At 65.7% G+C, this 22,002-nt stretch carries 24 protein-coding genes; 10 read left to right on the forward strand and 14 right to left on the reverse strand.

The genetic code is table 11. The features are described from left to right. Positions 1–5: 5 nt before the first annotated feature. Genes LZC94_48290 through LZC94_48300 form a run of 3 tightly spaced genes read right to left on the reverse strand, consistent with a single transcriptional unit; the run spans position 6 to position 2,699 of the window. Positions 6–1,394 (reverse strand): alkaline phosphatase family protein, encoded by a 1,389-nt coding sequence (locus LZC94_48290; GenBank protein WXB15605.1) that lies wholly within the window; start codon positions 1,392–1,394, stop codon positions 6–8. A 13-nt stretch (positions 1,395–1,407) separates the two neighbouring features. After that, positions 1,408–2,280 carry a TatD family hydrolase gene (locus LZC94_48295; GenBank protein WXB15606.1) on the reverse strand — a complete coding sequence of 291 codons (873 nt, stop codon included), beginning with the start codon at positions 2,278–2,280 and terminating at the stop codon, positions 1,408–1,410. A 23-nt stretch (positions 2,281–2,303) separates the two neighbouring features. Further along, complete coding sequence (locus LZC94_48300) at positions 2,304–2,699, reverse strand: EboA domain-containing protein (protein WXB15607.1); 396 nt, start codon at positions 2,697–2,699, stop codon at positions 2,304–2,306. Between LZC94_48300 and LZC94_48305 the strand changes: the two genes are divergently transcribed. The 3 genes from LZC94_48305 to LZC94_48315 are packed head-to-tail and all read left to right on the forward strand — an operon-like array spanning position 2,698 to position 6,019. Next, positions 2,698–3,273: a hypothetical protein gene (locus tag LZC94_48305; protein WXB15608.1), complete on the forward strand. Its 576-nt coding sequence runs from the start codon at positions 2,698–2,700 to the stop codon at positions 3,271–3,273. The genes LZC94_48300 and LZC94_48305 overlap by 2 nt on opposite strands. Positions 3,274–3,329: 56 nt before the next feature. Then, positions 3,330–3,833: a YkgJ family cysteine cluster protein gene (locus LZC94_48310; GenBank protein ID WXB15609.1), complete on the forward strand. Its 504-nt coding sequence runs from the start codon at positions 3,330–3,332 to the stop codon at positions 3,831–3,833. A gap of 20 nt (positions 3,834–3,853) precedes the next feature. Further along, positions 3,854–6,019, forward strand: a complete 2,166-nt coding sequence (locus LZC94_48315; protein ID WXB15610.1) for a M13 family metallopeptidase — start codon at positions 3,854–3,856, stop codon at positions 6,017–6,019. A 12-nt stretch (positions 6,020–6,031) separates the two neighbouring features. Here LZC94_48315 and LZC94_48320 read toward each other — a convergent pair whose 3' ends face one another. The 3 genes from LZC94_48320 to LZC94_48330 are packed head-to-tail and all read right to left on the reverse strand — an operon-like array spanning position 6,032 to position 9,226. Further along, entirely contained in the window at positions 6,032–7,042 is a 1,011-nt protein-coding gene (locus LZC94_48320; GenBank protein WXB15611.1) for an alpha-E domain-containing protein, read from the reverse strand. Next, positions 7,042–8,553 carry a circularly permuted type 2 ATP-grasp protein gene (locus tag LZC94_48325; protein ID WXB15612.1) on the reverse strand — a complete coding sequence of 504 codons (1,512 nt, stop codon included), beginning with the start codon at positions 8,551–8,553 and terminating at the stop codon, positions 7,042–7,044. Before LZC94_48325 ends, LZC94_48320 begins: the two co-directional genes overlap by 1 nt. Continuing rightward, positions 8,519–9,226: a TetR/AcrR family transcriptional regulator gene (locus LZC94_48330; protein ID WXB15613.1), complete on the reverse strand. Its 708-nt coding sequence runs from the start codon at positions 9,224–9,226 to the stop codon at positions 8,519–8,521. Before LZC94_48330 ends, LZC94_48325 begins: the two co-directional genes overlap by 35 nt. 59 nt (positions 9,227–9,285) lie before the next feature. Here LZC94_48330 and LZC94_48335 point away from each other — a divergent pair, with 59 nt between their 5' ends. Beyond that, on the forward strand, positions 9,286–9,999 hold the full coding sequence (locus tag LZC94_48335) for a Coq4 family protein (protein WXB15614.1): 714 nt from the start codon (positions 9,286–9,288) through the stop codon (positions 9,997–9,999). 20 nt (positions 10,000–10,019) lie between these two features. Here the strand turns inward: LZC94_48335 and LZC94_48340 are convergent, their stop codons facing one another. After that, positions 10,020–10,952 carry a hypothetical protein gene (locus tag LZC94_48340; protein WXB15615.1) on the reverse strand — a complete coding sequence of 311 codons (933 nt, stop codon included), beginning with the start codon at positions 10,950–10,952 and terminating at the stop codon, positions 10,020–10,022. A gap of 339 nt (positions 10,953–11,291) precedes the next feature. Between LZC94_48340 and LZC94_48345 the strand changes: the two genes are divergently transcribed. Together LZC94_48345 and LZC94_48350 are read left to right on the forward strand one after the other, a co-directional pair. After that, positions 11,292–12,413 (forward strand): PLP-dependent cysteine synthase family protein, encoded by a 1,122-nt coding sequence (locus LZC94_48345; GenBank protein WXB15616.1) that lies wholly within the window; start codon positions 11,292–11,294, stop codon positions 12,411–12,413. A 23-nt stretch (positions 12,414–12,436) separates the two neighbouring features. Beyond that, positions 12,437–14,314 carry a CocE/NonD family hydrolase gene (locus tag LZC94_48350; protein WXB15617.1) on the forward strand — a complete coding sequence of 626 codons (1,878 nt, stop codon included), beginning with the start codon at positions 12,437–12,439 and terminating at the stop codon, positions 14,312–14,314. Positions 14,315–14,346: 32 nt separating this feature from the next. Here the strand turns inward: LZC94_48350 and LZC94_48355 are convergent, their stop codons facing one another. Next, positions 14,347–14,730 (reverse strand): VOC family protein, encoded by a 384-nt coding sequence (locus LZC94_48355; protein ID WXB15618.1) that lies wholly within the window; start codon positions 14,728–14,730, stop codon positions 14,347–14,349. 78 nt (positions 14,731–14,808) lie between these two features. Further along, a complete protein-coding gene (locus tag LZC94_48360) occupies positions 14,809–15,783 on the reverse strand; it encodes a helix-turn-helix domain-containing protein (protein WXB15619.1) in 975 nt (324 codons plus the stop codon). 72 nt (positions 15,784–15,855) lie between these two features. On the opposite strand from LZC94_48360, the gene LZC94_48365 reads away from it, so the two are divergent. Continuing rightward, on the forward strand, positions 15,856–16,449 hold the full coding sequence (locus LZC94_48365; protein ID WXB15620.1) for a cysteine hydrolase: 594 nt from the start codon (positions 15,856–15,858) through the stop codon (positions 16,447–16,449). Here LZC94_48365 and LZC94_48370 read toward each other — a convergent pair. From LZC94_48370 to LZC94_48380, 3 genes are read right to left on the reverse strand one after another with little or no spacing between them, the layout of a single operon-like run. Beyond that, positions 16,419–16,916, reverse strand: a complete 498-nt coding sequence (locus LZC94_48370; protein WXB15621.1) for an SRPBCC family protein — start codon at positions 16,914–16,916, stop codon at positions 16,419–16,421. The genes LZC94_48365 and LZC94_48370 overlap by 31 nt on opposite strands. Beyond that, positions 16,913–17,230 carry a metalloregulator ArsR/SmtB family transcription factor gene (locus LZC94_48375; GenBank protein WXB15622.1) on the reverse strand — a complete coding sequence of 106 codons (318 nt, stop codon included), beginning with the start codon at positions 17,228–17,230 and terminating at the stop codon, positions 16,913–16,915. The genes LZC94_48370 and LZC94_48375 overlap by 4 nt, the downstream gene beginning before the upstream one ends. Positions 17,231–17,282: 52 nt before the next feature. Then, positions 17,283–17,567, reverse strand: a complete 285-nt coding sequence (locus LZC94_48380) for a hypothetical protein (protein WXB15623.1) — start codon at positions 17,565–17,567, stop codon at positions 17,283–17,285. A 174-nt stretch (positions 17,568–17,741) separates the two neighbouring features. Between LZC94_48380 and LZC94_48385 the strand changes: the two genes are divergently transcribed. Further along, complete coding sequence (locus LZC94_48385; protein ID WXB20336.1) at positions 17,742–18,299, forward strand: DUF420 domain-containing protein; 558 nt, start codon at positions 17,742–17,744, stop codon at positions 18,297–18,299. Here LZC94_48385 and LZC94_48390 read toward each other — a convergent pair. Beyond that, the gene (locus LZC94_48390; protein WXB15624.1) at positions 18,290–18,778 is read right to left on the reverse strand and encodes an Lrp/AsnC family transcriptional regulator; all 489 of its coding nucleotides are present in this window, start codon (positions 18,776–18,778) and stop codon (positions 18,290–18,292) included. The genes LZC94_48385 and LZC94_48390 overlap by 10 nt on opposite strands. 167 nt (positions 18,779–18,945) lie before the next feature. Here LZC94_48390 and LZC94_48395 point away from each other — a divergent pair, with 167 nt between their 5' ends. Further along, entirely contained in the window at positions 18,946–19,305 is a 360-nt protein-coding gene (locus tag LZC94_48395; GenBank protein ID WXB15625.1) for a VOC family protein, read from the forward strand. A 69-nt stretch (positions 19,306–19,374) separates the two neighbouring features. Here the strand turns inward: LZC94_48395 and LZC94_48400 are convergent, their stop codons facing one another. Beyond that, positions 19,375–20,799 (reverse strand): alkaline phosphatase family protein, encoded by a 1,425-nt coding sequence (locus LZC94_48400; GenBank protein WXB15626.1) that lies wholly within the window; start codon positions 20,797–20,799, stop codon positions 19,375–19,377. A gap of 258 nt (positions 20,800–21,057) precedes the next feature. Here LZC94_48400 and LZC94_48405 point away from each other — a divergent pair, with 258 nt between their 5' ends. After that, complete coding sequence (locus LZC94_48405) at positions 21,058–21,669, forward strand: hypothetical protein (GenBank protein WXB15627.1); 612 nt, start codon at positions 21,058–21,060, stop codon at positions 21,667–21,669. Positions 21,670–22,002 lie beyond the last annotated feature (333 nt).

A 22,002-nucleotide genomic window follows, 5' to 3' on the forward strand; every position in this document is an offset into this window, starting at 1 on the left:
CGGCGCTATGCGAACAAATGGCGGAGGACGATGTCCTTTACCGACGTGGCGGCGATGGCGCCCTCGGGCAAAAGCGAAGGCTCGGTCGAGAGGAGCACGGGGCCGTGCGCTTCATCGGTCGGGCGGCCGTGGGAGCCTTGGACGAGGGATGTATCGAGGGGGATGACGTCCATGAGCATCCGAAAGCCGAGCATCTTTTGGGCGACCCTCGCCCCCACGCGGAGCGCCGGGAGCTTCAATTTGGGATCGACGAACAACTCCACCGGATCGTAACCGGGTTTGCGGTGGATATCGACGGTGCGCGCGAAGTCGGGCGCCTTGTCGTCATTTTGCCAATAGTAATAGGAGAACCAGGTATCCGCGTTGGCGATGGCCACCAGATCGCCCGAGCGCGGATGATCCAGAAACGCCGCCCGCTTTCCTTCTTCGTCGAGGACGCGCTCCACCCCATCGAGCCCTTCGAGGAGGCGCTTCACCTCCGAGAGGCGCTCCTTTCGACGCACGTACACGTGCGCCACTTGATGGTCGGCCACCGCGAAGGCCTCCGAGCCGCCGGCGTCCAGCTTCTCCAGCCCCAGCTCCTCGCGCACCCGCAAAAGGCCCGCCTCGCGCAGGGCGCGATTGATGTGCACCGCCCCACGCACCTTGGTGATCGCATACTCCGAGAGCACGATGATCCGCGCGCCTTGGCGGCCGAAGTGGTCCATCAAGTCCCCGCACACGCCGTCGATTTGCCGCAGCTCCGAGGCGATGCGCGGATGGTCCGGTCCGAGCTTTTGCAGGCTGTAGTCGAGGTGGGGCAGGTACACGAGGGTGAGCGTCGGCTTGCGTGTAGTATACACGTGCTTGGCGCAGTCCGCGATCCAGCGGCTCGAGCGGAGATCGGCCTTGGGGCCCCAGAAGTGGAAGAGCGGAAAGGCCCCGAGCCGGTCGTTGAGCTCCTCGCGCAGCGCCGCGGGCTCCGTGTAGATGTCCGGGATTTTGCGGCCGTCGGCGGGGTACAGCGGGCGCGGGGTCACCGCGAGGTCGGCCGTGCTGTACATGTTGTACCACCAGAACAGCTTGGCGCAGGTGAACGAGGGATCGCGCTTTTTGGCCGCGTCCCAGATCTTTTCGCTGGCCCCGCCGCCGCGCCCCTCCACGAGATGATTGGATTGGCGCCAAAACCAAACTTCGGCCAGATCACGAAAGTACCAACCGTTGCCCACGCAACCATGGTCGCGCGGCAGGAGCCCGGTGGTGAAGGTCGATTGAACGGAGCAGGTGACGGCGGGGAGCACGGTGGTGAGCGGCCGCACGCCGAAGTCGCGCACCATGCGGGAGAGGTTCGGTGTGGCCTCGCCCAGGAGATTGCGCGAGAGGCCGACGACATTCAGAACGACGGTGGGGTGCATGGTCCGTGTGCGCTCACGGTTCGGGGAGCTCGCCCGTGCGGCGCGGCGCTTGTCCGCGCAGGACGGAGTTTCCCTCCCAGAGCTGGGCTTGATCGATGGCGGCGCGCTCGGCGAGCTCCTCCCGATCGATGCGGCCCGTTTGGCCGAAGAAGGCTACGGGGTTCGACCAGACGATGCGCGCGATCTCCGCCTCGGAGATGCCCACCTCGCGCATGCGGGCGGCCGTCTTGGGCACCTTCAGCGGATCGCTGATGCCCCAGTCGGCGGCGCTGTTGATGAGGATGCGCTCGGCGCCGTACTTTTGGACGAGGGCGGCCATGCGGCCTTCGTCCATTTTGGTCTTGGGGTAGATCGAGTGCCCTGCCCAGCAGCCGGTGTCGAGGACCAGGGGGAGCGTCTCCTCGGTGTTGTGATCGATGAGGACGCGCTCCTCCGGAAAGCGTTGTTCGCGGACCAGGGCCAGGCTCCGCTCGGTGCCGCGTTTTTTGTCGCGGTGCGGAGTGTGAACGAGGACGGGCAGATCGAAGCGCTTCGCGAGCTCGAGCTGCATGGCGAAGTACGTGTCCTCCTCCGGCGTTTGGTCGTCGAATCCAATTTCGCCCACGGCCACCACGCCGTCCTTCTCGAGGTACTTGGGGAGCAGGGCGATCACGTCGGCGGCGACGCGCGGGTTGTTCGCCTCTTTGGGGTTCAGCGCCAGGGTGCAGTAATGGACGATGCCGAACTGGCTCGCGCGAAAGCGCTCCCACCCGATGAGCGACGCAAAGTAGTCCTCGAAGGTGCCCACGTGGTTGCGCGGCTGTCCCAGCCAAAACGCGGGCTCGATGATGGCGCGGATGCCAGCGGCGGCCATGGCCTCGTAGTCGTCGGTGGTCCTCGAGGTCATGTGAATATGCGGATCGAAGAACGTCACGTTTCGCCTCTCGATGGGGTTGGTCCGAGCAACAGCTGGAGATCGTCGGGGATGGCGCGGCCCGCGGCGCGGCGTTCGGAGGCGAAATCGCCCGCCATGCGAACGAGCTCGGGGGTGGTGCGACCGCGAAGGCCCACGATGCGGGCGACGGGGGTGCCCGTGAAGAGCGCCTTGATGACCATTTGGCAGAAGCTCCCCTCCGGAAAATGGTCCGCCGGAAAAGGATTGTCGCAGCAGATGGCACCAAAAACCGTATCCACGCTGCTCCGGCACGACTCCACGGCGAGCGGAACCAGCTCCGCCCCACCGGGCAAAAACGGCAGCGCACGCAACACGGCGGAGCGCTCACGGTTGTCACCGCGCGCATAGCACTCGCGAACCAGGTCCACCATGGCATCGGCCGCCGCGCCAGAAGCCGCCGCACCGGAAGCCGCCGCCGCGCCGGAAGTCACCGCGCCAGAAGCCGCCGCCGCGCCGGAAGTCACCGCGCCAGAAGCCGCCGCCGCGCCGGAAGTCACCGCCGCGCCGGAAGTCACCGCCGCGCCGGAAGTCACCGCGCCGGAAGTCGCCGCGCCGGGCGCCATCGCACCGGAAGCCGCCGCCGCGCCGGAAGTCACCGCGCCGGAAGTCGCCGCGCCGGGCGCCATCGCGCCGGAAGCCGCAACGCCAGAAGCCGCCGCCGCGCCGGGTGCAAGCGATGCGTCGCTCGCAGCGGGACGCAGGTGTGTTGCGATGCGTGCGAGTGCGACCACGCGTGCGAGCTCGTCGGTGCTCCACCCCTCGAGCGACCAGGTGATCCCCGCCGCGTGCAGCGCGCGGCGCTCGGCGTCGTCGAGCAGGAGCGCCTTCTTGCCGAACTTGCGGCTCGCCGATGAAAAGGCCGCCAAAAAGCGCTCTCGGTCGAGCTCGGCGAGGGACTCCAGCGCGCCCGAGGACGAGCGATCCCGGAGCAACTGTTCGAGTTGAAGCTGCTGCGCGCCTGTCTCGCTCATCGAACCGCCGCGGAGTATACGGTATCGACGATGGATCACCCGGCGAAACGGGAGCGGGGCAAGGCCCCGAGTTGGAAGAGTCATCCCGCACGCGCGCACCTTCGAGCGCTCTATGCCGAGGTCGACCGAGCCCTCGCCCCCTATTCGTGCGACGCGAGCACCGAGTGCTGCCGCTTTGGGATCACCGGTCGCGAGCCGTATCCGACCGCCGTCGAGCGCGCCGAGCTTCAACATGCGATCGCGGGGCTCGGCGGTGAGCGCGCGCTCGTGCGGCGCCTCCCCATCGCCGCGGCTGCCGCCGCCGAGCGCGCGTGCCCGCTCCTCTCCGAGACGGGAAAGTGCCGCGTTTACGCGTCGCGTCCCTTTGGCTGCCGCACCTTCTTTTGCGATCGCGTCATCGGCCCCGGAAAGCTGCCCCGCGCCGAAATTCAGCGTATTTCCCGCGATATCGCCGCTCTGTCGGCGGCGACCTTTCCGAGCGATCCGCACGCGCGCCCCCTCACGCACGTCGTGAAGACCCCCGAAAATCGTTGAAACCGCGCTATCCTGCGCACGTGATCGCACCCCTCCGCCCTCGACCCCCTTCGCCCCTCGTCCCGCTCCTCGCGCTCTGCGTGTTGCCGCTCGCCTCGGCGCTCCCGGGTTGCGGCGGGGCCGAGCAGCCCCCCGCGCAGCAACCCGCGCCCGCCTCTCCCGCGCCTGCGCCCGCGCCCGTTGCGAGCGCGCCGCCTCCCCCCGAGGCGAGCGGTCACGCGATCGATCGGACGGCCATCGATCGCTCGGTGAAGCCGGGCACGGACTTCTTCATGCACGCCAACGGCGCGTGGTTCGCCAAGGCGGAGATCCCGGCCGATCGCAACCGCACCGGGGTGTGGCTCCGCATCGCGGAGGAGATCGAAAAGCGCACCCGCGGTCTGCTCGAAGAAGCGGCCCGTCCGGGCGCGGCGCGCAGCCCCGGGGTGCAGCGGGTCGGCGACTTTTATGCGAGCTACCTGGATGAAGCGGGCATCGACGCGCGCGGCGTCGCGCCCCTCGCCCCGGTGCTCCAGAAGATCGCCAAGATCGCCGATGCGCGCGCGCTGGCGACGTACCTCGGCAGCACCCTCCGCGCCGACGTCGATGTGATGAACAGCACCGATCTCCACACCGACAATGTCCTCGGTCTGTGGGTCGAGCAGGACATCAACGAGCCCTCCCGCTACGCGCCGTACCTCGTTCAAGGCGGGCTGGGGATGCCCGATCGCGGCTACTACCTCGACGAATCTCCGCGCATGCAGAAGTACCGCGAGGCCTATGTGCGCCACCTCGCCACCACCTTGCGCCTGGCCGGCATCGCCGACGCCGACGCCAAGGCCGCGCGCGCCTTCGGGCTGGAGAAGAAGATCGCCGCCGCGCACGTCGCGCGCGTCGACTCCAGCGATGTCTCGAAGGGGAACAACCCGTGGGCCCGCGCCGATTTTGCGACCAAGGCGCCGGGGCTGGACTGGAACGCGTATTTCACGGGCGCGGGGCTCGAGCGCCAGACGGCGTTCATCGTTTGGCAGCCGAGCGCGGTGACGGGCCTCGCCAAGCTCGTGAAGAGCGAGCCCGTGGCCGTGTGGAAGGACTACCTCACCGCGCGCGCCGTGGACCCGATGGCGCGCTTCCTTTCGAAGCCCCTCCGCGAGGAGCACTTCGCCTTCTACGAAAAAGAGCTCCGCGGCTCCGAGGCCCTCCCGCCGCGGTGGCGGGCCTCGCTCGACGCGACCAGCGAGATTCTGGGCGAAGCCGTCGGAAAGATGTATGTCGAGCGCTATTTCCCGCCGGAGACGAAGCGCGCCGTCGAAGCCATGGTCGCCAACATCGTCGCGGCGTTTGGACGCCGCATCGACGCGCTCACGTGGATGTCGCCGGCGACCAAGGCCAAGGCGAAGGAGAAGCTCGCGACCTTGAAGGTCGGCGTCGGCTACCCCGACGCCTGGCGCGACGACTCGGGCCTCTCGGTCGTGCGCGGCGACGTTTACGGCAATGTCGAGCGGGCGGAGCTCTTCAAGTACCGCCGCGCGCTCGAAAAGCTGGGCCGCCCCATCGATCGCGGCGAGTGGGCGATGCCCCCGCAGCTCGTCAACGCCGTCAATTTGCCCGTGCGCAACGCGCTGAACTTCCCGGCCGCCATCCTTTCGCCTCCTCTGTTCGATCCGAAGGCGGTGCCCGCCGCCAACTATGGGGCCATCGGGGCCATCATCGGCCACGAGATCAGCCACTCCTTCGACAACGAGGGCGCGAAGTTCGACGCACGCGGCCGCTTCGTCAACTGGTGGACGCCCGAAGATCTCGCCCACTTCGAAGCCTCGGGCGCCGCCCTCGCGGCCCAATTCAGCGCCTACAAACCGTTCCCCGACGCGTCCGTCGACGGCAAGCTCACCCTCGCGGAAAACATCGCCGATCTGGCCGGCCTCTCCGCGGCCTACGACGCCTGGCGCGCCTCCCTCGATGGCGCGCAGGCCCCCACCCAAGACGGCTTCTCGGGCGATCAACTGTTCTTCCTCGCCTTCGCGCAGGGCTGGCAAACCAAGCTGCGCGAGAAGACCTTGCGAAGCCGCCTCACCACCGACGGCCACGCCCCGCCGCAGTACCGCGCCCTCACCGTGCGCAACCTCGACCCCTGGTACACCGCCTTCGACGTCAAGCCGGGCGAGGCGCTCTACCTGGAGCCGAGCGCCAGGGTTCGCGTTTGGTGATCCGCGCCGTCGCTATTGCAACTTGGCGCTCGAGAGCGGAGGGAGCGGCATGGACGGCACGATCGCGTCTTCCTCCGCGATGGGCTTCATGGTGAAGAAGGTGTAGTAAACGGCGTCGCTGACGTGGTTGAGATGCTTTTGCAGATCGTCCACGTACTCGTGAAGGCCGCGCGTGAGGATCTCTTTGGTCTCGGCAAACGCAAGCTCGGCGGTGAGGCGACCGAGCTCGCGTTCGGCGGGGTTCGTCCAGGTGCCGATGGGCGCGCCCGTGATGGCGTGAAGGGAGCGCTCGGCTTTGTTGAGGCAGTAGCGCACGGAGCGCGGGAACTTGGAGTCGAGCATCAAGAAGCCGACGACCTTGGCGGGGGAGATGGAGCCATGGCTCTTTCGGTACATCTCGAAGGCGCTGGCCGAGCGCAGAAGGGCCGCCCATTGGAGCTCGTCGATGGTGGTGCCCACGTCCACCGGCTTCGGCAGCAAAATGAAGTACTTCACGTCGAGGATGCGCGACGTTTTGTCGGCGCGCTCGAGGAGCCGGCCCAGGCGGCCGAAGTGCCAGGCCTCGTTGTGGCTCATGGTGAGGTAGGTGATGCCCACGAACAGGTGCGCGGCCTGTTTGACGGCCGAGTAGAACTCGTACGGGGTGTCCAGCGCGGCATCTCCGCGGCCGGCGTCCATCACCATCAGGTAGGCGCGGTTGACTTGCTCCCACACGTCCGACGAGATGATCTCGCGCACCGAACGTGCGTTCTCGCGCGCCTTGGCCAGGCACGTGATGATCGAGTTGGGGTTGTCGCGATCGAAGGTGAGAAAACGAAGCACGTTGTCGCGGGTGGCTTCGCCATAGCGCTCCTTGAAGGGCTCCGTGTCGCCGCTGGTGCGGACGAGCGGCTCCCATTGCGCGTCGAGGTCGGAGAAGTCGAGCGCCAGGTTCAAATTCACGTCGATGAACCGCGCCACGTTCTCCATGCGCTCGATGTAGCGGTTCATCCAATAAATGGCGTCGGCGACCCGGCTGAGCATCAGTCTTTCCCGTTCGCTTCCGTTTGCGATCCCGACTGCGACTGCGACTGCGTCTGCGTTGGCCCGCCATCTTCGGCGATCACCCAGGTGTCCTTGCTGCCGCCGCCTTGCGACGAGTTCACCACGCACGAGCCTTTGCGCAGCGCCACCCGCGTCAGGCCGCCCGGCAGAACGAAGATGTCCTCCCCATACAGCACGTACGGCCGCAGATCCACGTGCCGGCCCTCGATGCGTTCGTCCACGATGGTAGGCACGCGCGACAACCCGAGCATCGGCTGGGCGATGTACTCGCGCGGATTCTTCTGAATGCGCAATTTGAACTCCTCGCGCTCGGCCGCCGAGGCTTGCGGCCCGATGAGCATCCCGTAGCCCCCCGACTCATTGGCCGCCTTGACCACGAAATCGGCGATGTTGGCGAGGACGTGCTGCCGATCGCGCGCGTCTTCGCAGCGGTAGGTGGGCACATTGGGCAGGATGGCCTGCTCGCCCAGGTAGTACTCGATCATGCGCGGCACATAGGTGTAGATGACTTTGTCGTCGGCCACGCCGGTGCCGGGGGCGTTGGCCAGGGCCACCTTGCCGCTTCGGAAGACGTCCATGAGCCCGCGCACGCCCAGCATCGAGTCCGCGCGGAACGTGTTGGGATCGAGGAAGGTGTCGTCGATGCGGCGGTAAATCACGTCGACCCGCTGAAAGCCTTTGGTCGTGCGCATGTGCACGCGACCATCGAATACGACCAAGTCGCGGCCTTCGACCAGCTCCACGCCCATTTGCTGCGCGAGGAAGGAGTGCTCGAAGTACGCGGAGTTGTACACACCAGGGGTGAGGACCACCACCGTGGGGGAGGCCACGTGGCTCAAATGCTGGAGCGTCTCCAGGAGCTTTCCGGGGTAGACGTCGACCGGACGGACCCGCGATTGATTGAACACCTGCGGGAAGGTCCGCTTCATCACCTGGCGGTTCTCGAGCACGTACGAGACGCCGGAGGGACAGCGCAGATTGTCTTCCAGCACGTAAAATTGCCCGTCGCGGTCGCGCACCAGATCGGTCCCCACCACGTGGCAATAGATCCCGCGCGGCGGCTTGACGTCGCGGCACGCGGGGAGGAACCCGGCCGCCGACGCGACCAGCGATTGCGGCACCACGCCTTCCTTTACAATCTTCTGCGGACCATAAATGTCGGTGAGAAAAAGGTTCAGCGCGATCACGCGCTGTTTGAGCCCTCGTTCAATCGTGGTCCATGTGGACGCCGGCATGACCCGGGGAATGATGTCGAACGGAAAAATCTTCTCCGTACCGGCATCGCTTCCGTACACATTGAAGGTAATGCCGCGCGTCAAAAGCGCCCGTTCGGCCGCTACCTGACGCGCCCGCAATTCCTCCGCCGAGAGCGACTCCAGCTTCCGGGCGAGCACCGCGGTTTCGGGCCTGGGCCGGTCCCCCGCCTCGAACATTTCATCGTAAAAGTCGCCCGCATCATAGTTGTCGAAGCGCACTCGATACCGGAGCATACTCCGGTTTTATTTCGGGGAGGTTTCCTCGCGCGGGCGGTTCGAGCGAAACCGTATCGTTCATGAGATAACGGGTCACGAGATCGCACGTGGCGTCGATGCGGCGTGACAGCTCTGCTTTATCTTTGTGATGGACCATGCGATCGGTGAGCGATTGTACGGCAACGACCACGACGTAGGCGGCCGCGTCGAGGTCACGGATGCGGATCTCGTCCTTTCGCTGCTCCAGGTAGGTGCGCACCACCGGGATGGTGCGCACCTCGATGTCGCTCAAAATCTCGCCCAGCTTCCCGATGCGCGGGATCTGCTCGACCAGAATCTGGTGCACCACGGGATCGATGACGTGGGCCTCCACCACGGCTTGGATGACCTCGCGGACCGCGGTCGGAATGTCCTGGGCGTTGGCGCGCGCGATCCGGTCGAAGGTCACGTTCATCAGGCGCTGGTGGTAGCGATCGACCAGGGCCACCAAGAGCGCCTCCTTGTTCGGAAAGTATTGGTAGAGCGAGCCGACGCTGACCCCCGCCGCCGCGGCCACCCGATTGGTGCTGGCGCGGTCGTAACCGACCTTGGTCAAAACGCGAACAGTCGCCTCCAAGATGGCGTCGACGGTGGCCTGCGAACGAGCTTGAGATGGCTTTTTTCTCGGTTCAACGGCGGGTCGCTTGGGCACGGGTAGCCCCCTTCGGGATGCGAGTAGAAAATGTGAGTGTGCGCTCACATATTCGTATCATGATGAATCCGATCGCCGCCGTCAAAGGGCTCCACGCATTCGTGAGCGTGGTCCGGAACACCAAACGCCTGGAGCCCGTCTTTGCCTTGGCGGACTCGCTCGAAAACGACAAATTCCTCGTGCCCGTCATCGAGGACTTGAAGCGCACCGAGGAGGGCGCCACCGCGCTCGCGACCTTGCGGCGCTTGCCCCCTTGGGATCTCCCGGCCCTCGCATCCTATCCGGAAGGGAGCCTGGGCAAGAGCTTCTACGATCATTTGCGCACCGCGAAGATCGATCCGTCCGCGCTGCCGACCTTACCGGCGAGCGATCCGCGCGCCTATGTCCGCGCGCACCTGTACGAGACGCACGATCTCTGGCACGCGCTCACCGGCTTCGATGTCGACGAGGCAGGCGAGCTCGGGCTCCAGGCCTTCTACCTCGCCCAATTCCGCTCTCCGCTCGCCCTGGCCATTTTGGCGGCCGGCTTTCTGAACACCGCCCTCTACGCCATGGAGGACCGCGTGCGCCGGATGGATGCCATCTCGGTGGGCTGGGGCATGGGCCGCTTCGCCAAACCCATCTTCGGCATCGACTGGGAGTCGCTGTTGGCGGAGCCCATCTCCGAGGTGCGCAAGCGTTACCGTGTGATGCCGGTGATCGCGGCGCTCGAGGGCGCAAAAGGCCACCGAGCGCCGCTTCATTCCGCGCGCGATGCGGCGTCGCTCGCGTGATGGCTCGGTGAGCCGGTTGGTTACGGCGCCGGGTCGAACACGAAGGTGTTCTTGCCCTCGGCGACCAAGGTGATCCCGCAGCTCCCCCACGGGAAGAAGTCTCCGCCCTCCACGCTGTCGCCTTTGGCGGCCGAGGACTCGTACACGATGGCCCCCGACAAAAGGCTCGCCAAGGTGCCCGTTCCCTTGCGCACGCGCATCGACTCGTGCGCGGCCGTCACCAGCAAGGTGCCGTCGTGCGAGACCGAGGCCACCGAGATGCACCCCGCGTCTTTCAGCTCCCCCACCTTGGCGAGGGTGGTGGTGCTGCCCGGGCGCGGCGCGTCCAGCACATAGACCTGCGCCGGGTTGCTCTTTTTGCGCACGATGTGGAGCTTCCCCGTCACCGGCGGAAAGAGAAAGATGGCCTCGGCGTTGTTCGTGGGGCCGCAGGTGCCGCTCACCGAATCGGGGAACGTATAGTTGTATTTTGCAATGACTTCGGCGTCGGCGGTGCCGTCGGGCTCCGGCTCGCCGATCTCGTAAATGAGCTTGGCGCCGGTGTCGAGGATGTAAAGGACGCTCTTGCCGTTCTTTTCGCCGTACACCACGTCCTCCCAATCGCGGTTGCTGGCGCCCTGCCCGACCACGGGGTGCTCCTTGACGGTGAAGACGCCATTGGCGTTCGCGCGAATCGCATAAAGGCTCGCGGGCCTCCCGGAATCGCGAATCACCCAGCCCCACCCCGGGTGCGCTTTGCTGGACGCGAGCCCCGAGGCCTCCGACAGCTCCGGAATGCCAGCCGTGGTCTCGACGCCGGCGCTCCATTTTCCGCTGCAGGCCGCGCTCGCGGAGGCGGGGGCCTCCGCACCATCCATGGCCGCGACGTCGCGATCCTCGGGACCCGTGTCCATGGTGGAGGAGCATCCGGCGATCAGCGCGGCGGCGCCGAATGCAAGTTGAATACATTTCATCGTGACCTCCCGAATGAAGAATAACGTATTCGTCTTTAGCTTCCATGCGCGACGCTGTCGCGTGAAATCGCCTTGAGCAGAAGTTGCGCAATGTCGAGCAATCGTTGCTCGATTGCCAATTAGCGCTACTTCGAAAAAATCGCGCGCCGCTTCGCCGAACGATCGCCGCTTCGTTCAAGCGAAGATTGCTTCGCTCGAACGAATACCGCTTCGCCCGAGCGAATATTGCTTCGTTCGAGCGAACATCGTCGCGCTGGAGAATAAATGGCGAGCCGTGCGGTCGCTCCGAGCCGCCTCGTCTTTCGGACCCTGGCTTCTTGTCCTACGGTGCGACACGCGATGCACCAAACGACACGATTTCGACGAGCCTGTACCAACTGGCAGTGTGCGGCCATGGCGAAGCTGGAAGCGGATTTCAACCGCTCCTCCGATACGCACCTGCTGAAGGTAGACCTGCCGCACTTCCATGGGGTGCAGCTTTACTTGAAGGACGAATCGACCCACATCACGGGGAGCCTCAAACACCGTCTGGCGCGATCGCTCTTTCTTTATGGGATCGCCAATGGCTGGATCAAAGAAGGCACCACGGTGGTGGAGGCCTCCTCGGGCAGCACCGCCATTTCGGAGGCTTACTTTGCGCGGCTGCTCGAGCTGCCGTTCGTGGCCGTGATGCCGCGGAGCACGTCGCCCGAGAAGGTCGCGCTGATCGAGTCGTACGGCGCGCGCTGTCATTTCGTGGAGGCGGCGAGCCAGATGCACGACGCGGCCGTGCAGCTCGCGCGCGCCTCGGGCGGGCACTTCATGGATCAGTTCACCTTCGCCGAGCGCGCCACCGATTGGCGCGGCAACAACAACATCGCCGAATCGATCTTCAGCCAGCTCGCGCGCGAGCCGCACCCCGTGCCGCGCTTCATCGTCTGCGGCGCCGGAACGGGTGGGACCTCGGCCACCATCGGTCGCTACATCCGGTATCGCTCGTTCCACACCGAGCTGTGCGTGGTGGATCCCGAGCACTCGGCCTATTTCGATTATTACAAGACCGACGATCCCGAGGTGTTCGTCGCGCAGGGATCCGGGGTGGAGGGGATCGGCCGGCCTCGCACGGAGCCCTCGTTCTTGCCGAAGATCGTGGATCGGATGCTCAAGATTCCGGATGCGGCGTCCTACGCCACCGTGCACTTTCTGCGCGGCATCCTGCACCGCGCGCTCGGGGCATCGACGGGCACCAACGTCTGGGGTGCGCTCGAGTTGATGGCGGAAATGCACGCCGCCGGCGAAACGGGCTCGATCGTGACCCTCATCTGCGATGGCGGGGAGCGTTATTTGCAAACCTATTTCGACGAGGGCTGGCTGGCCCGAAACAAGATCGACCTTGGCCCCTATCGCCAGCGCCTGCAGCGCTTTTATGATGCAGGGGAATGGCAACCTTTGGCCGAACAAGCAAGCCGGAACGCGCCCTGAGAGGTCGCACCGCGCTCTTTCTGATGGGGCTCCTCGCGCTGCTCGCGGGCGGCGCGGGTTATATGATCCGTCAGCGCGCGGGGCTCTCGTTTCATCAAGAGGGCAAACGGCCGCGGCGCTTCGAGGTCATCCGGGCCATGGTGCCGATGCGCGACGGGGTGAAGCTGGAGACGGTGATCTTCGTCCCCAAGGAGAAGCGCGAGCCGCTGCCGTTCCTCTTTCAGCGCACGCCCTATGGCATCCCGCAGAGCGACGACGACGAGCCGGGTGCCCTGGGGCATGGCAAGGACGAGCTCATCGCCGATGGCTACATTTGGGTGCAGCAAAACCTGCGCGGGCGCTTCAAGTCCGAGGGCACCTTCGAGATGCTGCGCCCGCCGCGCGAGGACCGAAACGATCCCCGCGCCACCGACGAGACCACCGACGCGTACGACACCATCGAATGGCTCCTCCACAACGTCCCGGGCCACAATGGTCGGGTCGGGATGTATGGCGGGTCCTACGATGGTTGGACGCAGGTGATGGCGCTGCTGGAGCCGCACCCGGCCCTGCGCGCCGTGCACGAGGCGGCGTCGCCCTCGGATATGTTCCTCAACGACGACGACCATCACAATGGCGCGTTTCGTTTTGGGTATTCGTTCGAGTTCGTGGCCATGATGGAGTCGTCGAAGAACGAGCTCTTCCACTTCGAGTTCGACCGGCGCGACACGTACGACTTTTTCTTGGACCTGGGCGCGCTCTCCCACGTCGACGAGCGCTATTTTCACGGGCAGAAGCCCACCTGGACCAACTATGTCGAGCACCCCAACCGCGACGCGTTCTGGAAGCGCATGGCCGTGGGCACCCACCTGGAGCGAACCACCGTCCCCAACTTCAACATCGCCGGCTTTTGGGATCAGGAGGACTTCGTCGGCCCGCTCGATATCTATGCGCGCCTGGAGAAGAACGACAGCGCGCATATCAATTACGTGATGGTGGGGCCCTGGAACCACGGCAGCTGGGGAGACGGCGGCCGCAAGCTGGGGGCCATCGACTTTGGTCGGGACACCAGCGTCGACTACCGCGCGGCGCGCCGGCAATGGTTTGCCCACTGGCTGCACGACGGGCCGCTCGATCTGGCCGAGGCCACCGTGTTCGAGAGCGGCTCGAACCAATGGAAGAAGTTCGATCGCTTTCCGCCCGAGTCGGGGATCACCTCGCGCAAGCTGTATTTGCGGGCCGGCGGCAAGCTCTCGTTCGACGCTCCGGCGGAGGGCGAGGCCGAGGGGTTCGATACGTACGTCTCCGATCCGGCGAACCCGGTCCCGTACCGCCACCGCCCCATTGGGGCGACCTTCTCGGATCCCGAGCACCCCTGGCGGACGTGGCTCCTCGAAGATCAGCGCTTCGTCGATCACCGCCCGGACGTCCTTACCTGGCAGACCGACGTGCTCGATCGCGACATCGTGGTCAACGGCGATATCGTGGCCGAGCTCTTTGCGTCGACGTCGGGCACCGACAGCGACTGGGTGGTGAAGCTGATCGACGTCTACCCCGAGGACGCCTCGTGGGCGAAGAACGCGGACGCGGGCACCCCCGATATGCGCGGCTACCAATTCATGATCGCCAACGACGTGTTTCGCGGGCGCTACCGCAAGGACTTCGAGCACCCCGAGCCCATCCCCGCCGATACGGTCGTCCCCTACACGATCGATCTGCACCCCCACGCGCACGCCTTTTTGCGCGGCCATCGGATCATGGTGCAGGTGCAGAGCAGCTTGTTTCCGCTCATCGATCGCAACCCGCAAAAGTACGTGGACAACATCTACAAGGCGCAGGACTCCGACTTCACGAAGGCGACCCAACGCGTCTTTCGCTCGCGCGGTGCGCCTTCGTGCATCGTCTTACCGCTGGCCGAGTGAGGCTACGCGGCTAGGCGGCTACGCGACGGAGGTTACGCGGTGGTGTGACAGACCGCTTCGATGTTGTTCCCGTCGAGGTCGAGCACGAACGCGCCGAAATAGTTCGGGTGGTAGTGCGCGCGCACGCCCGGCGGGCCATGATCGGCGGCGCCGGCGGCGAGGGCGGCCTTGTAGAAGGCATCGACGGCCGCGCGGTTGGGGGCTAGGAAGGCCACGTGAACGGGGCCGTTCGGGGTGCCGGCGCCGATCCAAAACTCGGGTTTGCCGCGCGGGCCGAAGCCGGCGCCCACGTATTCGACGCCCATCTCGGGGCCGATTTCTTTGACGAGCTCGTACTCGAGCGGGGCGAGGACCGCCTTGTAGAAGGCCTTGGCCTTGGGAAAATCGCGCACGCGTAGACCGACATGATCGAGCATGGGGGCTCCTTTCTCGTTTTCGCCAAGATTAGGGAAGAATTCACCACCCGCACAGGCGGACGTGGACGGCCGAGCGGATCACGCGACCGATCGCGGCAGGGCGCGGTCCCCGCGGAAACTCTGGCGGTAGTCGCTCGGGGAGACGCCGACGGCCTTGACGAAGTGTTGCCGCAGCGAGAGCGCCGAGCCGAAGCCGCACTCGTCCGCGATGCGCGCGATGGACGACCCCGTCGACTCGAGCAGCCGCTGCGCCAGGAGCACGCGCTGGTGCACCAGCCACTGCAGCGGCGTTTCGCCCGTCGTCTCCAGGAACCGGCGCGCAAAGGTGCGCTCGGACATGCCCGCGCGCCGCGCCAGATCCTTGACCCGCAGCGGCTCGCGCAGGTGCGCGAGCGCAAAGTCCCGCAGCCGTGAGAGGCGGTCGGTCTGCGCATCGTCGTCCAAGATGCGGCGGTCGATGAACTGCGCTTGCCCGCCCGCGCGAAACGGCGCCGTGACCAAGGAGCGCGCCACCGTGTTGGCGACCCCGGCCCCGTGCGCGAGCCGCACCAGGTGCAAGCAAAGGTCGACGCCGGCCGCGGTCCCCGCCGAGGTCCATACGCCGTCCTCCACGAACAGGGCCTCCGGCTCGACCGCGACCGCGGGGTAGCGCGCCGCCAGCGCGGGCGCGAGCCGCCAGTGGGTGGTGGCTCTCCGGCCATCGAGCAATCCGGCCGCGGCGAGCACGAAGGCGCCCGAGCACAGCGAGGCGATGGTGGCGCCGCGCGCGCGCGCCTTCCGCAGCGCGGCCAGCACGGCGGGCGGCGGATCGCGATCGGGGGTCAACGAGCCCAGGACGAGGATCAAATCGCAGCGGGCGAGCCCCGCCAAGGTGTGGGTGGGCTGGCAGCGAAGGCCGCTGTCGAGCTGCACCGCGCGCCCGTGGGGGGCGCAGAGGCGCAGCTCGAACTCCGGCACCCCGAGATCGGTGCGGTCGTCTCCCCAGATTTCGTGCGCGACCGCGAAATCGAAGGTGCGCACCCCGTCGTAGACGATGAGCCCCACGCGCTTCATTGGCAGAAATCTATCCTAGATTGGCGATTCTGCCACTTTTGCCGCGGGCGGCCCCGGCCCATGCTCTCGGTCATGATTCACCTCGACCGAAAAGCCGCCCTCGTGGTCGTCGACGTTCAAATGGGATTCAACGACCTCGCCTATTGGGGCAAACGCAACAACCCCGCCTGCGAGGCCAACATCGGCGCGCTGCTCGATGCGTGGGAGGCCACCAAGCGCCCCATCGTCCTGGTGCGCCACGACTCGGTGAGCCCCGAGTCGCCGCTTCGGCCCGGGCACCCCGGCAATCGATTCAAGCCGGAGGTGGAGGGCCGCAGGCACGATTTGCTCGTCTCCAAGGTCGTTCACTCGTCCTTTCACGGCACGCCCGATCTGCACGCGTGGTTGAAAGGCGAGCGGATCACCCAAGTCGTCGTCGCCGGCATCACGACCAACATGTGCTGCGAGACGACCTCGCGCGTCGCGAGCGATCTCGGTTACGACCTCCTCTTCGCGGTCGACGCCACCCACGCGTTCGACCTCAAAGCGCCGGACGGCACGGTGGTCACCGCGGACGAGCTCACGCGCGCGACCATGGCCACCTTGCACGCCGACTTCGGCCGGATCGCGAAGACCGCCGATCTCGTGGCCGAAGCCTACGCGTACGCCGGCGCGACCTCGGCATAGCGCGCGTTCCACTCGGGCAGCGCCGCGTGGTCGAGCTGCGCCTCGAGGCGATCGAGGTACGCGTGCGAGCCGGGGATGTAACCTTGCGCGTCGCGGACGCGGAGCCCGCGATGGAGGTAACGGAGGATGGTCGCGTCGCCGTCGGCGGTGAGCTCGTAGCGCATCACCGTCTCGCCGATGATCTTTTGGAACCAGGTGAACTCGAACACGCGAGGCGGCTCCCAAACGGTGACCGTTCCCGTGCCCGCGCGGATCTCGGGCGGCGCGGGCGGACCATCGGCCGTCATCTCGACGGCGCCGCCAACCTTCGGGTCGATGCGCGAGGGGCCGAACCACGCGGCCCGCTCGGCGGGATCGGTGATCGCCGTCCACACGTCTTGAATGGGATGGGCGATGCGGCGCTCGAAGGCGAGGGTAGCCCGTTCGCCGTCGATGATCACTTCGCCCGTGCGCTTTTGGTCCTTCATGATTTCCTCTTTTTCTTCGTTGCGAGGTGCTCTTCGAGAGCATCCAAGTGCCAGTTCCAGAGCTTCCGGTACTGGTCGAGCCAATGGTCGACTTCCGCGAGCGCCTCCGCGCGCAACGTGTAAACGCGTCGCTGCGCATCGGTTCGGACATCGACCAGTCCGACCTCGCGAAGGACGCGCAGGTGCTTCGACACGCCCGGTTGGCTCAGGGCAGGCAGCGCATCGACCAACTCGCCCGCGGTGCGTCCGCCGTGCACGAGGATGTCGAGGAGCGCCCGCCTGCTTGGTTCGGCTATCGCCGCAAAGACGTCCATGGACCGTTTATTACGATCCGTTTATATAACCGTCAAGGAAATCAGCGAGCGATCAATTTCCGGCGTCGGCCCCCGCGTCGGGACGGCCGCGGCCGGTGATTTTGTCCCCGGCCCGCTGCAGCCCTTGCCCGGCCTTCTCGAGGCCGATTCCGATGCCCTCGCCCGCTTTCTCGACCCCGGTTCGGATCCCTTTGCCGGCCTTCTCCGCGCCGGTTTCGATGCCGGATTTGGTCCTCTCGGCGCCGTCGCGCACGTCCTCCTTGACGGCCTCCTGCGTTTTGGCGCGACAGCCGGTGACCGCGGCGGCCGCGGAGAGCGTGAGGGCCGAGAAAACCACGGCAGACAGCAGGCGCGATCGCAGGGTATGCCGCGATGCCCGCGAAAAAGGCCGCGGCGCAGCGGGCCTAAGCAGGAACGAGTTTCGGCAACGTGTCGTCATTTGTAGCTCCGTCATCGGTTTGCGGCACAAACATAGGGCGGCTCGGTTCCATGTCCGAGCCGATTGCTCTATATCGCCCCCATGGCTGAATCCGCGCTCTCGAAGAACACCGATCGCCCTTTTTGGATCGTGAACGCGGTGGTGTCGATCCTCGCGCTCTCGCTGCTCACGTACCTCTTGCTGATTCGCCAGACGTCGCCCGGTGACTCCGCCGCGCTCGCCTTCATGCCGGCCGTGAACGCTACCTTCAACGCCATCGCCGCCGTGCTCTTGGTGCTGGCGGTCGTCGCCATCAAGAAGAAGCAGGTGACGCGTCACCAGGCCCTCATGCTATCGGCCTTCGCGTCGAGCAGCCTCTTTCTCGTGGGCTACTTGGCCTACCACTACGTGCACGGCGACACCAAGTACCCGGGCGAGGGCGGCGCGCGGGTGGTCTACCTGCTCATCCTCGCCTCGCACGTGATCCTATCGATCCCCGTGCTCCCCATGTGCCTGGCCGCGTTCTATTACGCGTTTCAGCGAAACTTCGTGACGCACAAGAAGATCACGAAGCTTCTCTTTCCCATTTGGCTCTACGTCTCCATCACCGGCGTGGTGGTGTTTGCGATGCTGCGGAGCGCCTACGGCTGATCGCCGTCGTCCTCGATGGGGACGCAGAGGCTGCGCTTGTTGATCCCCAGGACCACGTTGGTCGTGAACCTCCGGACGTTGGGGTTGTCGGTCATGAGGCGGGTCATGAAGTCATCGTACGCCTGCACGCTGGGGGCGGTGACGATCAGGACGAAGTCGGCCGTGCCGGTGACGTAATAGGTCTGCTGCACCCACTCTTCGGAGGTGAGCCACTGCCGCAAGCGCGCCAGATGCTCGAGCCGTTCGCGTTCGACCTCCAGGGCCACCACGAAGAACGTGGGGTTGCCCACCGTGGTGGGGTCGACCAGGGCCATGTGCCCCACGATGAACCCATCCGCCTCGAGCCGTTTCAGGCGCCGCTGGATGGCCGAGGCGGAGAGGCCGATGCGCTCGGCCAGGGCCTCGGCCGTCAAATGGTCGTCCTGCTGGACGAGGCGCAGGAGCTTGCGATCAAAGGAGTCGAGCGCGCGCCGTTGCATTTTTTCCCCGCTGGACCATGCCGATACGCCGAAATTACCCGGTCTCTGGTCCAGGTTTGCAAAGAAACGGCCGAGGCGTGGCCCAATAATCTCCGCACCAAGCTCCTCGGCGCAAGCGACGTCATCGCTGGGGCGGGGATTATTTGCGAACGGATCGGAGAGAACCCATGATCGATCATCTCGAGCTTTCGACGCGCAATATCGACGCGAGTGTACGTTTTTACGGGGACGTGCTGGGGCCCCTCGGCTACGAGCAGAAGGTCACCGGTCCGGCCAAAGGCTTTGGCGACGGCAAGTCCCTCGATGTGTTCCTCGTGGCCGGCGAGCCGTCCACCAATGTCCACTTTGCATTCGGCGCCCCGAGCCGGGCGGTCGTCGACAAGGTCTACGAGGTGGCCCGCGCGCTGGGGCACGCGCTCGACCGGGCGCCCGCGCTCGCGCCGCACATTCACCCGAACTACTACGCGGGCTACTTGCGCGATCCCGATGGGCGCCTGGTGGAGTTCGTGTGCCACGAGGCGGAGTGACCTGCGCCGAGGCGGAGTGACCTGCGCCGAGGCGAGGTGGTGTGCCGAGGCGAGGTGGCCAAAAAGGCGCTAGCGGGTCGTGCGCTCCGATAGGCGAACGGACCGCAGCTTCTGCGCCTCGGTGAGCCAGCTTTGAACGCGGAGATCGTGCGGGCGTGGATCGGTCAGCTCGCGCGGGATGGTGCCATCGGCGATGGCCTGTTCGAGCTCTTCTTGGCTGCTGGTGCCGATGGTGGCCAGGGCGCCTTGGTCGAGGGTGAGGGCGGGGGGCTCCGGCGCGGGCTCGGCCGGCTTTTTGTAGCGCTTTGGGTCGAAGACGTCGGTGAGCGCGTTGGCTGCTTTGGAGCGGGTGGTGAGGCCCGGCAGACCCCAGCGCGCCGCGAGGGTGGCCAGCACCGACGTATGGTCGTAGGCGGCGGTGCTCAAATAGCCCTTCTTCACGGTGGGCCCGGCGATGATGGCAGGGATGCGGAACCCGAACTGGCGAAATTCCGCGTTGTCGTCGGGCGCCGCCGGGGGTGGAACGTGGTCCCAGAAGCCGCCGTGCTCGTCGTAAATGATGATCAAGAGGGAGCGCGACCACTGCGGGCTCGCGGCCAGGGCCTTGTAAATGCTCGATACGAAGGCCTGCCCGAGGCGGATATCGTGCGCCGGGTGATCGTCGGAGACGGACCAATCCGGATCGATGTACGAGAGGTTCGGCAGCTTTCCTGCTTTGGCGTCGGCGAAGAAGGCATCCATCTCGACGACCGGGTTGACGCCCTCGCGCACCTTGGTCGGAAACCCACCGGCGAAGAAGGCCGATTTGCCGGCATAGTAGTTCTTGGCCGTCTTTCCTGCCGCCTTCATCTGCTCCCAGATGGTCGTGGGGGCATTCGCCTCGATGGGCGTGTTGTTCTTCTTGCCCGACGAGGTGCCGGCGTGCAGGTAAAAGCGATTGGGCCAGGTCGGGCCCATCACCGAAGCGAACCAGTGATCGCAGATGGTGAAGTTGTCGGCCAGCCAATGGTAGAAAGGTATCTGGCTGCGATCGTAATACGCCATCACCTGATTTTGATTCGCGCCCTTGTGGGCGATGACGAATTGATCGTTTTTGCCATCGTTCCACTGCGTATGGCTGGCGGCGAAGCTGTGCGGCGGATCGGCCAGGGTGAACGTATCCGCCTTGTAGATGCCGACCTTCGGACCGCTCGGCGCGGGGTTCGATTCGGTGCCGGTGGTGCCGGCGACGGCCGCGCGGTTCACGTAGGTGGGATCGCGCTTCAAAGCCCCGAAGTAGTGGTCGAACGAGCGGTTCTCCATCATCACCACCACGATGGTGTCGATCTCCTGAAGCATGGCGAGACCGCTGGGCTCCGGCGGGGCCGGAGGCGGTTCCGAAACCCCGCCGCCGCCGTCGGGCGGATTCCCCTGGGGCGGAGGTTGGGTCGGGCTCTCCTCGTCGCCCGAGCTACAGCCGATTCCAACGGCTCCTGCGCCCAGAATTCGAAGCACTTGCCGACGCGAGATCCCTTCCATGCATCACCCTCGTAAGAATCGAGAAAGTCGAGAACCGTGGAAAACCGAGAGAGCGCTGGCATGGTAAACGTATATGCATGAGCGCCCTGTGACGTGTTCGTAAAGCCCTAGGGCCAGCGTATTCCGGTTTGGGATTATCTCATACATCGTACACGAGACGTACGGTCGATTGGGGCGTTGAATTCCTCGTCGCGTTGGGGGTGCAACGGATGAGCGGCGAGTTATGATCCAGTGATGCGCGAGAGCTCCGAAGAAATCGTCGTCGCGCTCGACGTGCCGCGCAATCGCTTACCGCCCACCACGAAATTTCGGAGCACGTGGATCGTGGCGTCGCAGAACGCGCTGCGCAATTGCGGTTACTTCGATCGCTATCTTTCACTCCTTCCGGAGGCGCACCGCCAAGCGCTGACCACGACCGTCGTCGGCGGATGGCTCCCGATCGAGGTGGCGCTCGCGCACTACCTGGCGTGCGATCGCATGGGGCTCGACACCGACGCCATCGCGCAAATCGGCGAGATCCTTACGCGTCATTTGAACAACACGTTTTTGTCGATCGCGGGGCGCTTTGCAAAACAAGTGGGCGCCACCCCCTGGGTGCCTCTTTCGTATTCGCGCCGCATCTGGGATCGCATGTGCATCGGGGGAGCCATCGTCGTCTACAAAGAGGGGCCAAAGGAAGCACGGGTCGAGGTGCTGGAGTGCGCCCTCGCCGCCATTCCTTACTTCCGCGCCGGCCTTCGCGACATCGGCATGGGCGTGGGCAAATTGTTCTGCGACGTCCTGTATGTCAAAGAGCTCCCGAGGCGCAGCCCGACGACCATCGTCTACCGCGCCTCGTGGGTTTAGGGCCCCAGCGCGGCAGCGAAAGCGGGAATCACCTCGAGCGGCTTCGCATGGCCGCGGACGGTATCATTCGGGTTGCGGTGGGGATCCCGGAAGTGGGATGAGCGTCCCACGGAAGCGGTCACGACATGCGCTTCCGGTCGGCTGACACCTGTCCGGACATCTGTCCGCGCGGCGGTGATCCTCGATGAAAAGCTTTGTAAAGAGGGGAGGATGGCGCGCTCCGCTTCGTGGCACGTGCGTTGCTCAGGTTTGGCCTGCGTGGGCACCACGTGAACGGAACGTGGCACGACGTGAGCCACCAACCATCGACACGAGACGTTGAAATTTATCAAC

Source organism: Sorangiineae bacterium MSr11954, from assembly GCA_037157815.1.
Lineage (GTDB): Bacteria > Myxococcota_A > Polyangia > Polyangiales > Polyangiaceae > Pendulispora > Pendulispora albinea.